General features: G+C 40.3%; 17 protein-coding genes and 1 pseudogene. 4 read left to right on the top strand and 14 right to left on the bottom strand.

Features of this window, described 5'->3' with window-relative positions:
* Nucleotides 1–59: 59 nt before the first annotated feature.
* A complete protein-coding gene (nudC, locus tag MFMK1_RS06605) occupies nt 60–875 on the bottom strand; it encodes an NAD(+) diphosphatase (RefSeq protein WP_366924334.1) in 816 nt (271 codons plus the stop codon).
* 198 nt (nt 876–1,073) lie between these two features.
* Between nudC and MFMK1_RS06600 the strand changes: the two genes are divergently transcribed.
* On the top strand, nt 1,074–1,211 hold the full coding sequence (locus MFMK1_RS06600; protein ID WP_366924314.1) for a hypothetical protein: 138 nt from the start codon (nt 1,074–1,076) through the stop codon (nt 1,209–1,211).
* A gap of 90 nt (nt 1,212–1,301) precedes the next feature.
* Entirely contained in the window at nt 1,302–1,670 is a 369-nt protein-coding gene (locus MFMK1_RS06595; protein WP_366924333.1) for a type II toxin-antitoxin system HicB family antitoxin, read from the top strand.
* Between the two features lie 182 nt (nt 1,671–1,852).
* Here the strand turns inward: MFMK1_RS06595 and MFMK1_RS06590 are convergent, their stop codons facing one another.
* The 7 genes and pseudogenes from MFMK1_RS06590 to MFMK1_RS06560 all read right to left on the bottom strand — a co-directional run bounded on the left by MFMK1_RS06590 (nt 1,853) and on the right by MFMK1_RS06560 (nt 8,163).
* Nucleotides 1,853–2,428 (bottom strand): SGNH/GDSL hydrolase family protein, encoded by a 576-nt coding sequence (locus MFMK1_RS06590; protein WP_366924332.1) that lies wholly within the window; start codon nt 2,426–2,428, stop codon nt 1,853–1,855.
* A gap of 102 nt (nt 2,429–2,530) precedes the next feature.
* On the bottom strand, nt 2,531–3,067 hold the full coding sequence (locus MFMK1_RS06585) for a DUF2284 domain-containing protein (RefSeq protein ID WP_366924331.1): 537 nt from the start codon (nt 3,065–3,067) through the stop codon (nt 2,531–2,533).
* A gap of 427 nt (nt 3,068–3,494) precedes the next feature.
* Nucleotides 3,495–4,232 carry a Fic family protein gene (locus MFMK1_RS06580; protein ID WP_428846300.1) on the bottom strand — a complete coding sequence of 246 codons (738 nt, stop codon included), beginning with the start codon at nt 4,230–4,232 and terminating at the stop codon, nt 3,495–3,497.
* 493 nt (nt 4,233–4,725) lie between these two features.
* Nucleotides 4,726–5,826, bottom strand: a complete 1,101-nt coding sequence (locus MFMK1_RS06575) for a plasmid pRiA4b ORF-3 family protein (protein ID WP_366924329.1) — start codon at nt 5,824–5,826, stop codon at nt 4,726–4,728.
* A gap of 206 nt (nt 5,827–6,032) precedes the next feature.
* Nucleotides 6,033–6,590: a shikimate kinase gene (locus MFMK1_RS06570; protein ID WP_366924328.1), complete on the bottom strand. Its 558-nt coding sequence runs from the start codon at nt 6,588–6,590 to the stop codon at nt 6,033–6,035.
* 129 nt (nt 6,591–6,719) lie between these two features.
* A pseudogene (locus MFMK1_RS06565) lies at nt 6,720–7,481 on the bottom strand (transposase).
* A gap of 79 nt (nt 7,482–7,560) precedes the next feature.
* Nucleotides 7,561–8,163: a hypothetical protein gene (locus MFMK1_RS06560; RefSeq protein ID WP_366924327.1), complete on the bottom strand. Its 603-nt coding sequence runs from the start codon at nt 8,161–8,163 to the stop codon at nt 7,561–7,563.
* Between the two features lie 652 nt (nt 8,164–8,815).
* On the opposite strand from MFMK1_RS06560, the gene MFMK1_RS06555 reads away from it, so the two are divergent.
* Nucleotides 8,816–9,199: a HEPN domain-containing protein gene (locus tag MFMK1_RS06555; RefSeq protein ID WP_366924326.1), complete on the top strand. Its 384-nt coding sequence runs from the start codon at nt 8,816–8,818 to the stop codon at nt 9,197–9,199.
* Nucleotides 9,175–9,522 (top strand): nucleotidyltransferase domain-containing protein, encoded by a 348-nt coding sequence (locus MFMK1_RS06550; protein ID WP_366924325.1) that lies wholly within the window; start codon nt 9,175–9,177, stop codon nt 9,520–9,522. The genes MFMK1_RS06555 and MFMK1_RS06550 overlap by 25 nt, the downstream gene beginning before the upstream one ends.
* 246 nt (nt 9,523–9,768) lie before the next feature.
* On the opposite strand, the gene MFMK1_RS06545 is transcribed toward MFMK1_RS06550, so the two are convergent.
* The 6 genes from MFMK1_RS06545 to MFMK1_RS06520 all read right to left on the bottom strand — a co-directional run bounded on the left by MFMK1_RS06545 (nt 9,769) and on the right by MFMK1_RS06520 (nt 12,994).
* On the bottom strand, nt 9,769–9,987 hold the full coding sequence (locus MFMK1_RS06545) for an SGNH/GDSL hydrolase family protein (RefSeq protein WP_366924324.1): 219 nt from the start codon (nt 9,985–9,987) through the stop codon (nt 9,769–9,771).
* A 43-nt stretch (nt 9,988–10,030) separates the two neighbouring features.
* Nucleotides 10,031–10,567 carry a DUF2284 domain-containing protein gene (locus MFMK1_RS06540; RefSeq protein ID WP_366924323.1) on the bottom strand — a complete coding sequence of 179 codons (537 nt, stop codon included), beginning with the start codon at nt 10,565–10,567 and terminating at the stop codon, nt 10,031–10,033.
* A gap of 169 nt (nt 10,568–10,736) precedes the next feature.
* On the bottom strand, nt 10,737–10,865 hold the full coding sequence (locus tag MFMK1_RS06535) for a hypothetical protein (RefSeq protein ID WP_366924322.1): 129 nt from the start codon (nt 10,863–10,865) through the stop codon (nt 10,737–10,739).
* A complete protein-coding gene (locus MFMK1_RS06530) occupies nt 10,865–11,383 on the bottom strand; it encodes a DUF2339 domain-containing protein (RefSeq protein WP_366924321.1) in 519 nt (172 codons plus the stop codon). Before MFMK1_RS06530 ends, MFMK1_RS06535 begins: the two co-directional genes overlap by 1 nt.
* A 635-nt stretch (nt 11,384–12,018) precedes the next feature.
* Nucleotides 12,019–12,504, bottom strand: a complete 486-nt coding sequence (merB, locus tag MFMK1_RS06525) for an organomercurial lyase (protein WP_366924320.1) — start codon at nt 12,502–12,504, stop codon at nt 12,019–12,021.
* Nucleotides 12,505–12,520: 16 nt separating this feature from the next.
* The gene (locus MFMK1_RS06520; RefSeq protein WP_366924319.1) at nt 12,521–12,994 is read right to left on the bottom strand and encodes a putative iron-sulfur cluster-binding metallochaperone; all 474 of its coding nucleotides are present in this window, start codon (nt 12,992–12,994) and stop codon (nt 12,521–12,523) included.
* Nucleotides 12,995–13,039: the final 45 nt, after the last annotated feature.

Genomic DNA, 13,039 nt, shown 5'->3' with positions numbered 1-13,039 from the left:
GTTGTGAAATATTTTGGATATTTCTCACATAAAAAGTTTTTTGGGAACAAAAATAACAACTATTCCCTATATTCTTTTACAAACCAATCTATCAAACGCCGGGCTATACTACCGCTGCCAGGTATCAACGGCAACTGCTCTGCGGTAAACCACCCAGCATCCACGATTTCTCTTTTATCAATGTTTATATCCCCGCTATGGTACTCTGCGGTGAATCCTACCATTAAGGAATCAGGGAATGGCCAGGGCTGGCTGCCAAAATATTTTATGTTTTTAACCTTTATGTTTACTTCCTCTCTTACTTCCCTTTGTACACACTCTTCAAATGTTTCTCCGGGCTCTACAAAGCCGGCCAAAACACTATAAAACTTACCCCGAAACTGTCTCCCCTGGGCCAGCAGTAGGTGGTTATCCTTGATAATAGCAACGATAATAGCTGGAGAAATCCTAGGATAATTAATTAATCCACAAGTTGGGCAAATTTTAGCCACTTCATCTATTTTATTTTCTGTACGTGCTCCACATCCGCCGCAGTATTGGTGGGTACGATCCCAATGCAAAAGGTGATACGCTTTACCCGCTAGTGAAAATAAATCGTCTGGGACCTGTCCCAATAAGCGCCTTAAGCCGCAAAAAAATACACCTTCCGGTGCGGCTGCATCCGGTGCAAGTTCACCGACATAATAAGACCGACCATTCAATCGACCAAGGCACTGCTGCCGAACAGGCTTTAGTTTTAACTTATCTAACTCAACATCTGATAAAACAACTTGTCCCTTATTCTCTAAAGTAAGAATTTTATCCCCGTTAAACAACACCCAACATTGCGGCGCACACTCTTCATCGTGGCAATTAAACTCTGTTTCAAAAAGCACAAAGCATCCTCTTTTCTTAAGTCTCCAGTCTCCAACATTTAACAATACTCATTCTACGAGGTTGCCGGAATTCCTTTCTCGGAAGTAAAGGGAGAGGAAGCAGAAGAACCGTCTTCGTGCTTCCTTTTTCCTTTAAATTTCATCGGAACTTGTTTTTCTGCCACTATATATGGTACTATAAATTCAGAGGTGGCCGCGATGACCAAGTTAGAAAAACTGCTTCAAAAAGTGAAAAACAATCCAAAGCAAGTACGTTTTCAGGAATTAGATAAAATATTAATTAGAAGCGGTTTCACTAGGCGCCAACCAGGTATCGGTTCAAGTCACTACATTTAAAAAAACGATTGACGGTTCCTTACCGTCAACCCCACGTAAAAACTATTTATGTTGAGAGAGCATTAGCCCTTCTCGAAGGAGAGAATGAAGATGACTAATAAGGATTTACAGCATTATACCAACCTTAATTATAAGGTAGTTCTTTACCCCGCTGAAGAAGGCGGTTATATTGTTGAACTACCTGAACTGCCCGGATGTATCTCTCAGGGCGAAACAGTGAAAGAGGCCCTGGAGATGATCGAAGATGCCAAACGTTGCTGGTTAGCTTCCGCTCTGGAAGACGACATCACAATACCTGAGCCGACCGTCGAAAATGCGTTTTCCGGGAAGTTTAACGTAAGGGTTCCCAAGTCTTTACACCGCCTGCTAGTACAAAAAGCGAAAGAGGAAAATGTCAGTCTCAATCAATATATCAACTATCAATTGGCCCGCGTGCTAGGTGACAATATAAAAAAATAAATTGGACCAAACAGCATACCAGGATCTGTGCTTGGTATGCTGTTTGGTCGTTTGGTCTAGATAACCTTTTTCAACCCTTCGGCTCCCGCCCATAATAACATTTCAACTGGCGTTCCGAGACACCCAGCAAGCAATAACCGCAATTACGTGGTGTCAGGGCACCAAAGAAAATGACTTTTTGATCATTGATGATGTAATTGCTTCTTAAAAAATGTCGTAGCTGTTTCTCCCATCTTACGGTATCCCGCAAGACTGGGGTGAGCATCGTCATAGAAATATTCCTCTTTCCCCCAACCTGTATCAGCATCCATTAATGGGGTATAGAAATCTATCATAACAAGCTTCTGCTCTCGAACTAAGTTCCGAAAAGCTTCACGGTAATTTTCTAACCGGTGGGCCACTACTTCAAGCCCCCTGCCGCTTAGTTGCCGGTATATCGGCGGAGGCAAGGCAATCACAGGTCTAATGTTAGCTGTTAGCGCATACTCGGTCATAGCGTCCATATTTTGCCTTGTTTCAGAAACGGGCACACCGGACCATGCATCGTTTGTCCCTCCAAGAATGACAACAACGCTTGGGTTTCTTTGAACCACATCCTTCACAAATCTAGACAGCATGTCGCCAGTGGTTTCACCGTTTATACCCCTATTCACCAGAGCAAGGCCTGTCGTCTTTGTGGCCAGTTCTACCCATGAAGCTTTAGGGCCAAAGGGAAAACCATAAGTGAGACTATCACCAAGACAAATTACGTTGGGCATATTTTCTACCTCTTCCAATAATAGTTTCTATTTATTAGCTAATAGTTTCTATTTAGCGAACCATATTAAACTTCCTTTAATAAAATCAAAACTGGTTTCCGCTTATTTTAGTAAGATCAGCCCAACCCAGGTAACCTCATGTTGCAAAAATTCAAGCGGTGCCCCGGCGCGACGGCAGCTTTCCACTACATTGATTCCCACTGCTTCCATGGCAGGGCGAGCCAGGTCGGGTTTAATGCACGTGTCGGCGCCCGTATTAATCGGACATGGTTCGCAAAGTTTACAATGACCTGCGCTTAAGGCCTTTGCGCGGGAATAGTCCTGCTGCTTTGCTTCTTTTTCTATAGCTAGCACCAACTGATGTAATTGTCCAGCCAATGATAAAATTGCCTCTTTGTCCTCGAGAGATTTAATATCACGTTTTACCTGCACTAATAGACCTTGGCTGTATTCATCAAGAACTTCTTCAAAGTCCGATATTTCTCCCACATGGGGAGGGCACATAAAGTTACTGTCGTAATGACCGCATTGGTTTTCAACACAAGCATTTCTTACCGCCTGTTCTATAACTAACTGCTCTTTGGTAATAATTAGAGCTTTAGACGCCCCTAGTTGACGGGCTCTTTGCCGGATATCCACCTTTATATTCCCCCTTTTAAGGTAGTTCGCATCGTGCCCTTAGTTATCCTGCAAATAGCAATACGCTACCTGACATGGGGCTTTCTATAAACCCTAGACGGAAGACGCAGGGACGTTTCATCTGTCTTGTCTAATTGCTTTCTCTATAATTGTCTTTCCTCCTATTACTCTTCCTAATTGCCGTTACTAGTTCCTGTATTATGGTACATATCCCTGATTTAACATAATATGATATATCCCAGTTGAACTTTTGCTTGCTTCCCTTCCCATTTCCATCACCCTATTCATAACAGAGGTTATCAAGTAAGACAACAGAAACGTCCCCGCGTCTTCCAGTTGCAAAAATATTCACCCCATTTGATATGTGCATCAACCTATCGGCTTTATAGAGACAACTTAATGTAATGAAGCATTATTCTTTAGCTTTTTAATCTAATACGGATAACCATAGTTTTTCTGACTCTATCAACAGTTCTGACACTAATTTTACAAATGGCTCGTAATTCATAGTTGTATGTGCCAGATCAAGAACATCATAGTATCTTGCCCGCTGCGTATTCTTGATAATGATTGGAGGATATCCATATTTCATTAACTCAAAATTGAGAAGCAGTCTAGAAGTCCTTCCATTTCCATCAATGAAAGGATGAATTTTCACAAATTCTCCATGTAGCAATGTTGCTCTCACGACTGGATGAAACCCTTCCCATTCACTCTGATACTCTGCTATAAGTTTTTGCATCAAATCTCCAATTTCATAGTGCTTCGGTGGAATATGCTTAGCACCGCTTATTACAACATTTTCGCTCCGATATTTACCGGCGTTAGTATTATCTATTTCTTTAAGTATCAAGGCATGGATATTTTTGATATTCCATTCAGATAGGGGTTCTTTATTAGAAATAAGTTTCTCTATAAAGAGTATTGCCTCACGATGGTTGATTGTTTCTAAATGTTCAATCATACTTTTCCCACCAATAGTAATCCCTTCAAGAACAACTTTAGTCTCTGACAATGTCAGAGTATTCCCCTCTATGGCATTGCTATTATATGTCCATTCAACAATGAGTTTCTCCTGCAGCGAATTGGCAAGTCCTTTGGAAAAAGGTCTGTGCTCGTCGATAGATTCCTTCAGTGAATCTAAATAACTGAAGTTAAATTCCATTCCAATGTATTTCTTCTTACTCGTTTCCCTTGCATCTGCAGGTTTAGCAGCATCGGTAGGTATAGACCAATTTCGCCCAATTTTTATAGCACCTTCGATACGCCCCTCATTACAAAGCACCCGAATTCGACGATCACTTATTCTCCATTTTTCACTTGCTTCTTTAGAACTCATATATTTCATGAAAAACCACCTCATCAATATAATATACCGTTATCGGAATAATGTCAAGGTTATTCCGATAACGGTATAATCAAAAACTTGCTTTTTATTTATTTTTGCGTATCATATAAAGATTGCAAATTAATTTTGCTAAAAATTTTAACCTTATTATTTTAATAATCTTTGAATAAATTTAGTTTACCAAATCATAAATCCTACTAAAGCCCCCAACATATTAAGAATAAAATCGTCTATATCAAAACTTCCTCATCCCCTTGTCACTTAATTACAGCCTTACGGTTGGGAGAACAATATTGATGTCTTACAAATATCAAAGATGGATAATCCTTGGACGTTTTTCCCAATCACTAAGCTCTGGTTCCCAAAACCTTGCCCATTCCTTCATTTCCTTATATTCCGAATTATCTGGATTGAGCATGATTTCACGGAAATTCACATATCCTCCTACACCGCCCACATCCTCCGGTGGTGTTTGTCCACTTGCTTCCAGTAAATAGGGTGATTCCTTGTCGTGCTCCTCAATCACTTGCACAAGCTGGATTTCATGTTCCCAGTTATCGCCCATATCATAGGTGTAGAGCATATGCTTGTGCTCCGGCAAAAACTCCGCTAATGTATGCCCTTTCATTAAAATAGCGTGTTCATCGTACTCCAGGTCATCCTCAAAGGGAACAATTCGGGCAACCGGTAAACGCTTGTTGCCGTCAAAGATGGTAAAGTCATATAGGTGGTAGTTTTTCCATCCAAACACGGATTGCAGTACTTTGTGTAACCGTGCAAATTCCAAGTCTGCGGGTACAATAATCCTCCGCACTGCCTTGTAAACTTCCAAATTAAGTGAAACCAACAATTCAAAGGCACGGTATTTGTAAGCTAGCATTCCTGTAAGCTCAATTAACGCATTAACCATTGCCCGGTAAGGAACAAACCCCTCATCTCTATTCGTGGAAATATTGACATGTCGGTAATTTGTGGGGACTCCTACAGTGTCACAAAACATTTTTTCAATGCCGTTGTATTCTCTTCCAACATAAAAACTGCACTCAATTCCCGCTTTTGATACCCATGCTGCCGATTGTCTACCGCGATTTTGCGTTAACTCAACTTCACCCGCTAATCGCATATATTCTTTGACTATCTCCAGATTAACATTCATGAACAATAACGTGTTGAAAATGGCCGTTTTCATCATCACTTCCAGATTTTTGAGGTCTTTCCGTTTGACTTGGTAAATGGCTACCGTGAAGCGTGTAGCGTTGTTCACCAAAACAATCATGTCCTCTGTTCTTCGATTATCCCATACCTTTGTCCAGTTTGCTGTCCATGAAAACAGTGGATTGATTGTTTCATCAATGGCAGGAGGCTTCACTCCTATGGTATCCGCTAACTTTTTCGTCAGTGCAATTTGCATAACTCACTCTCCCTTCCGGCAATAGCAGATCGTTACCCCAAATTGCCGAGGTTAATATTGGAACTAAGTTTATTCCGGTTTCTTTTGCTTTGAACTTTAAACTCGATATTTCTTTTTATTTCTCTGCCAATATCCCCGTCCCCTTGTCACGATATGGCAATAGAATATATAAACAGAAAGGTTTATTATGACTCCACTCTTTGCTTTTATCCGCATTTATTTACAGTTATATTATGAATTACAACAATCAACTCATCTACAACTTGATCTACGGAGCGATTATCTATGAAATACTTATTGTCTACTTTTTTAAAAACCCTTTTTGCATATACAATATCTTCATGTATATCTCTAATATAATAATCTTTATGCGCTTCCTTATATGCATCATCCTTATAAATATTATCATTCTCGTCAGAAAAAACCATTCTCTCAAAAATATGTTCCTCTGAATCCTGCAATTCAATTGCAATTACCTGTTCCAAATCTAAAAGTGAGTTAAAATTCCTTGCATAATAAATTGGACTTACTGCAATAACCATATTATCTTTATATTTATTAACTAAATCCTTTAAAATCTTACCCTTTATTTTATGTCTCTCATATGAATATGGGTAATCTTGCATAAATTTTTCCAAGGTTATTTGAAATTTTCTTTTTATCTCTTCATCCAAATCAAAAAAAGAATATTTCAACCTTTCAGCAAGCTTCCCACCCGTTACAGTCTTTCCTACATTAGATATACCAAAAAGCATAATTATCATATTTACTCACCTGTTTTCAAAATATTATATCTTTCGCTTCATTCCAACCCTGTTGAATGGTTTGAGCCTTGTTAAATCTTCACGCACCATTCTGTTATGCCGGTGACACAGGACGGGGTTATCGTCACACTATAATCTTTGGATTATCCCCCTAGTAATTCCTGTTAATCTCTCGATCTGTCTAATTGATAAGCCGTAGCCTTCCTTTAGGTCTTTTATGTATGAATTCCTTTTATCTTTGTCAAAATTTTGTAGGTCTATCGTATGGTCAACTTTACAGTGATCCTTGATTATTCTTCTGGCCTCATCATCTGTTAACCGCCCTTTTCCAGGTATATCCAGGCATTTATCGTCGCTTTCTTTATTTATATACTCAATAAAAAGCCTTACTGCTTTTTCTCTATCTGTATTAAAAATATCAAGAGCAAGGTCCGTATCGGTTCCATTACTTCCTTCAATATAGTCACTGTAATTAGTCCAGATATAGTTTTGAATTTTAGTTGCTATACCAGCCTTTAAAGGATTATGGAAAATATATCGAAGTACTGTGAGAAAATATGCATCATCCTCTACCGGCTCGCTTTTAAATCGATCCTGAAACAAGTACCCTACCCTGTCATACTTGTTGTTATACCATAAAACATAGCTGCCACATATCCTTCTCATCACAGTCTCTAATGGTTCTTTACCTTCCTTTAACAGTAAATGCAGGTGATTACCCATTAAACAATAAGCATATAACTTGTATTCGCAAATTTCCCTGTATCTTTATAAGGTTTGGATAAACTTAGAGCTATCCTCCTTATCCTCAAACAGGGTTTGACGATTTATTCCTCTTATGATGATATGATATATTCCACTTTTGCTTTTTATCCTTGCCGCTCTAGGCACTAAACACACCCCTTTAGCAAATTATACCATTTGGGTGTTTTGCGTCAATATCCCCGTCCCCTTGTCACTTATCCCCTTGTCACTTATCATAGAAGCGGCAATTAAGTTCGTGCAAGGCAAGCAGCGGACCCTGATCATAAGTTTCACCTGGGTAAAGATTTTTTAGTTCAAAGAATCTGTCCTGTATCCAAGGAATGGTGTTTTCTTCCCCTCTCAAACCAAGAATCAGACAAACTAATGACTGCACATAAGGGCTTCGGATCTCGGCATATTTTTCCTTCAACAGCTGAGTAAAGTCTTTATGACTTCTAGCAAGCAGCTGTATTGAATTTTCGATAAAAATATCATGATAGCTACGCATCAGCTTTTCTATAACCATAGGGAGGAGCACTTCTTCAAACTCCAACGCTTTTTTGATCAGGTCGTCCCGATTGATCACATCTATTTTTTTGCGTAAGAGCTGAAATATCTCCTCTGGGTTTTGTTCTGACTGGATTAGTTCCTTCTCCCGAGTGATCTGTATAAGGCGTTCATCGCTCAATCCTACTTGTTTCATCAGTATTTCATTTGCTGCATCTTCGATTCCTTCGTATAAAAGCATGCTATAAATAAACCGTTGCACGGAGTTTTCCGAGTATGGATTATCTTGAAAAAATTTTTTCGTCAGAAGTTTTTTATACACTTTCTCACCTCACTTTTTTTGTAATTCATAGTAAACTCTTCGTTTCAGACTAAAAAGTTCGATCGTGCTTCTCACGCTTTTCGCTATAATGAGTCCCTTTTCTTTTTGCCTTTCCAAAAACAATCTAAATTGCTTTTTCGTGCATTTTTGACCGTTAAACCCTTAAATGAAAGGGTTCGATATATACGTCATCCATCCTGCTCTTTCATCCTCGTAAAATCTGAAAAACATCTAAACCGTTCACTCGTAAACCCCTAACATCTAAATTATAAATACTCCTGACAATCTTGGCCTGCTCTTTATTGATGATAAGATTACCGTTTTCATCCTTATCGTATCCTAAGAACTTTTTACAGAAGACGCAGGGACGTTTCATCTGTCTTGTCTAATTGCTTTCTCTATAATTGTCTTTCCTCCTATTACTCTTCCTAATTGCCGTTACTAGTTCCTGTATTATGGTACATATCCCTGATTTAACATAATATGATATATCCCAGTTGAACTTTTGCTTGCTTCCCTTCCCATTTCCATCACCCTATTCATAACAGAGGTTATCAAGTAAGACAACAGAAACGTCCCCGCGTCTTCCTTAGGTAATTGAAATATAGATACAAATATGTTATAATTTTTCCCGAGAGGTGGAAAAAACTGTATGCTAGCAGAGACTAAAGAGTGGTTTTCACAAGCTAAATATGATTACGAGACTGCTGAGGCTATGTATAGTAGCCAAAGACATATTTATACGGTATTCATGTGCCACCTGGCGCTGGAAAAGGCGCTGAAAGGACTAATTGCAGAGCGCAGCAAAACCGTCCCACCCAAAATCCATAATCTCTTGAAATTAACTAAGCTTTCAAAGGCAGAACTAGATGAGAAACATCGTGAATTTATTTCAATATTAAATACTGCAGCAATTAACACCCGATACCCCGAAATGCTTCAAAAGGCTGTTGAGAAATACCCTCGCCATGTAGCTGCGGAATACCTCGCTAAGACAAAGGAAGTGCTACTATGTCTACAGAAGCTGCTAGACTAGATAAGATTATTTCGGATTATATCGAAGCCATCAAGCAGCAAGGTATTAAAATAGAAAAGTACTACCTGTTTGGTTCCCATGCACGTGGTACTGCCGACGAAAATAGCGATATTGACTTAATTGTAATCTCCAGCGATTTTTCGCAAATGCCCGACTGGGAAAGATGGGAGATACTAGGCAAGGCAGTAGCAAAAATAATGGAACCTATCGAACCTCTTGCCTTTACACCGAAAGAAATTGAAACATGTATCCAACGCGAAAGCAATTTCATTCGACATATACTTAACCAACCCGATACAAAACTTGTTCAGTTATCAGTATAAAGTTAGTGACATCCCAGGTTTCACCAAGGGATGTCGCTTTTTTATTGTCGGATGGGACGGCAGCGGCGGACCAAACAGCATACCAGGATCTGTGCTTGGTATGCTGTTTGGTCGTTTGGTCTAGATAACCTTTATCAACCCTTCGGCTCCCGCCCATAATAACATTTCAACTGGCGTTCCGAGACACCCAGCAAGCAATAACCGCAATTACGTGGTGTCAGGGCACCAAAGAAAATGACTTTTTGATCATTGATGATGTAATTGCTTCTTAAAAAATGTCGTAGCTGTTTCTCCCATCTTACGGTATCCCGCATGACTGGGATGAGCATCGTCATAGAAATATTCCTCTTTCCCCCAACCTGTATCAGCATCCATTAATGGGGTATAGAAATCTATCATAACAACCTTCTGCTCTTGAACTAAGTTCCGAAAAGCTTCACGGTAATTTTCTAACCGGTGGGCCACTACTTCAAGCCCCCTGCCGCTTAGTTGCCGGTATATCGTCCGCTTATTTTAGTAAGATCAGCCCAACCCAGGTAACCTCATGTTGCAAAAATTCAAGCGGTGCCCCGGCGCGACGGCAGCTTTCCACTACATTGATTCCCACTGCTTCCATGGCAGGGCGAGCCAGGTCGGGTTTAATGCACGTGTCGGCGCCCGTATTAATCGGACATGGTTCGCAAAGTTTACAATGACCTGCGCTTAAGGCCTTTGCGCGGGAATAGTCCTGCTGCTTTGCTTCTTTTTCTATAGCTAGCACCAACTGATGTAATTGTCCAGCCAATGATAAAATTGCCTCTTTGTCCTCGAGAGATTTAATATCACGTTTTACCTGCACTAATAGACCTTGGCTGTATTCATCAAGAACTTCTTCAAAGTGCGATATTTCTCCCACATGGGGAGGGCACATAAAGTTACTGTCGTAATGACCGCATTGGTTTTCAACACAAGCATTTCTTACCGCCTCTTCTATCACTAACTGCTCTTTGGTAATAATTAGAGCTTTAGACGCCCCTAGTTGACGGGCTTTTTGCCGGATATCCACCTTTATATTCCCCCTTTTAAGGTAGTTCGCATCGTGCCCTTAGTTATCCTGCAAATAGCAATACGCTACCTGACATGGGGCTTTCTATAAACCCTAGACGGAAGACGCAGGGACGTTTCATCTGTCTTGTCTAATTGCTTCATAATTGTCTTTCCTCCTATTACTCTTCCTAATTGCCGTTACTAGTTCCTGTATCATCTACACTGCCTTGATATTTGAAATGGCTGATATCTTCGGCAACCCAAGCGATGGATTGAAAACCCAACAAAAAAACCAATAAGAATAGCATCCGTCTCATCACATTTCCTCCCCGTTGTCTTGGCCGATTATGATGTCTTTCTGCTTCTGATACACGAAGGAGACACCCAGCAAGCATAACCCAAGAATAATAAACAACACTATCTTATAAACTGTGGCTAAACCCGCAAGGTCAACAAAAAACGCCTTGGTTATCACAATGCCTATTAGCCCCAGTCCCCCAAAACGCAGGTACCTGTTATATTTTTTCAACCCCAGCGTAAACAAGACGATAGCGTAAAGCATCCAAATGCCGCTGAGACTTAGTTGCTCCGGCGACAGTAGAAAATCAAATTCCTTCTTGGAGAAGAAATGCGTATTTTGCATGGTGAGAAACATAAAAATCTCCACCAGCACGATGAAGGTGGCTGCCTGGGAATATAGATCATAAAAGCTGTATCCCGCATAAATCGAAAAAAACATAGCCAAGCTGCCTCCGCCCAGCAGCCCTTGGGCATACCGTGGATATTTCTCCTTAGTGAATTCGCCGCCGGCCCATAGTCCGGCCCCCAGCAGCATACCGAGGATTATTCTCCCGGTTGGACCGATCCATTGGTTATCAAAGGAATACTTTCAAAAGATGGCCAGGCCCACTATTAAAGCAACCACACCAAGGCGGTTTAAAATTTGCCCCAAAAGCAATTACAAGTTTACTTGGGGCAGCTTAGTCTGGTTCCAGTTTCTTTTTTCTTCCCTTTAAAGGCGCCAATGGCTTTTTCCGATAGCGGGTGGTACCCTTTTTTAGGCTGCCTATTGGGGGCGCTAACCCTGCCGTTTTCCAAACGTTGCATTCATTAGTTCGTGTCTTTCCTTTCGGTAAGTATGTATCTATAGTTATCTTGAAGAAAGGTGATAGTTTATGGATAATGCGGACCTTCCTGGGCCCTGCCAGACCAGTAAAACGAAGCCACAATTCCGGTTGATTTGGCTTTGTTTTCGTTCTTTAACTATCTAGTTCCGTCGCACTCATAAAACGGTACGACATTATTTCTTTTTCACAATTATTAAATCAATACAGTTTGTACTACATCCTTCCACCATCTTTTCCCTAAATCCTCAACCTCTTTTAAAACAAGAAGTTGTCCCTTAGTTCTACGGTTTTCCGTTTCCCATAAATTATAATGCTCAACTGAGCAAAAAAAGTTAATTTGTGGTCAGGTGCAGCCTGCCACTGATTTACCTAAGTCGGCTTCAATTACCCATAACCTTATGTTTTGTTCCGAAGCCGATACTACTTTTCCCTTAGAAATGTTGATAGTTAGAGGCTTTCTACAGGTAAAACAATAAGACTTTACCATGGCATCCATACCTAATGCCGCTGGGATACCGATAGTATCCGCAGCACACCAGGTATAGAGATGTCTTCCATTTATCTGCAATTGATGAGGGGTTTCTACTAAGGAAAGACCGAAACTCCCTACTATGTTACCTGTTGTTTCTTCAACAACTATTATTCCTTTCGCTTCTAGTTCAAGTATAACAGTCTTTAGCTGCGTCATGGAAAGGTTGGTCTCTTCCTTCAAATGGCTAATGGAAGAGGGTAATCCTTCCAAGATAGAGAAAAATGCAGTATCTCTAACAGCTTTTTCCTCACTAGATAGACTTTCAAAGTAGTTTCCCAATTCTTCGGTATTCGCCAATTAAGTCACCTGCCAGTTAATTATTGTGCTGTGAGGTATACTCTGCGACGGTTTTCTTTACATTTCCCAGGCAGCATGAACCCTGAGGATTGTTAACATCACATCCGCATCTACCCGCCTTAATATGTTCTGATATAGTGTCACCTGCAGTACTCTCGCCCGTTTCCTCTAACTCTTTTTTAATTTTATCTCTGGACCAGCCAAAGCAATAACATACAGGACAATCTTCAGCATCAGTTTTTTGAAAAACAGCTACTTTGACATCCTCGGTGGTATATATTTCTTCCTTTTCGTTAAAATAGACCACATCACATGTTTCATTGCTACACATACGATAGCTATTTTGTGGGCTAAGCTTAGCCAATGCGTCTGGAACCAGTAAACTCTTTAACGTCACAATTTCAACCTTTTTCCCATCGTTGCCGCATTTCGGGCAGTTAAACTTTTCTTCTACTTTACTTGGCGTTTTTACAGCACAACAATCAGCCATTAATAAAACCTCCTCGTTATTTGTAATCAATTTTAGGCGTTTGCA

The sequence above is a fragment of the Metallumcola ferriviriculae genome (genome assembly GCF_035573695.1).
Classification (GTDB): Bacteria; Bacillota; JADQBR01; order JADQBR01; family JADQBR01; genus Metallumcola; species Metallumcola ferriviriculae.
The sequence above is the reverse complement of the archived record's forward strand: the minus strand, read 5'-3'. Positions and strand labels throughout refer to the sequence as shown.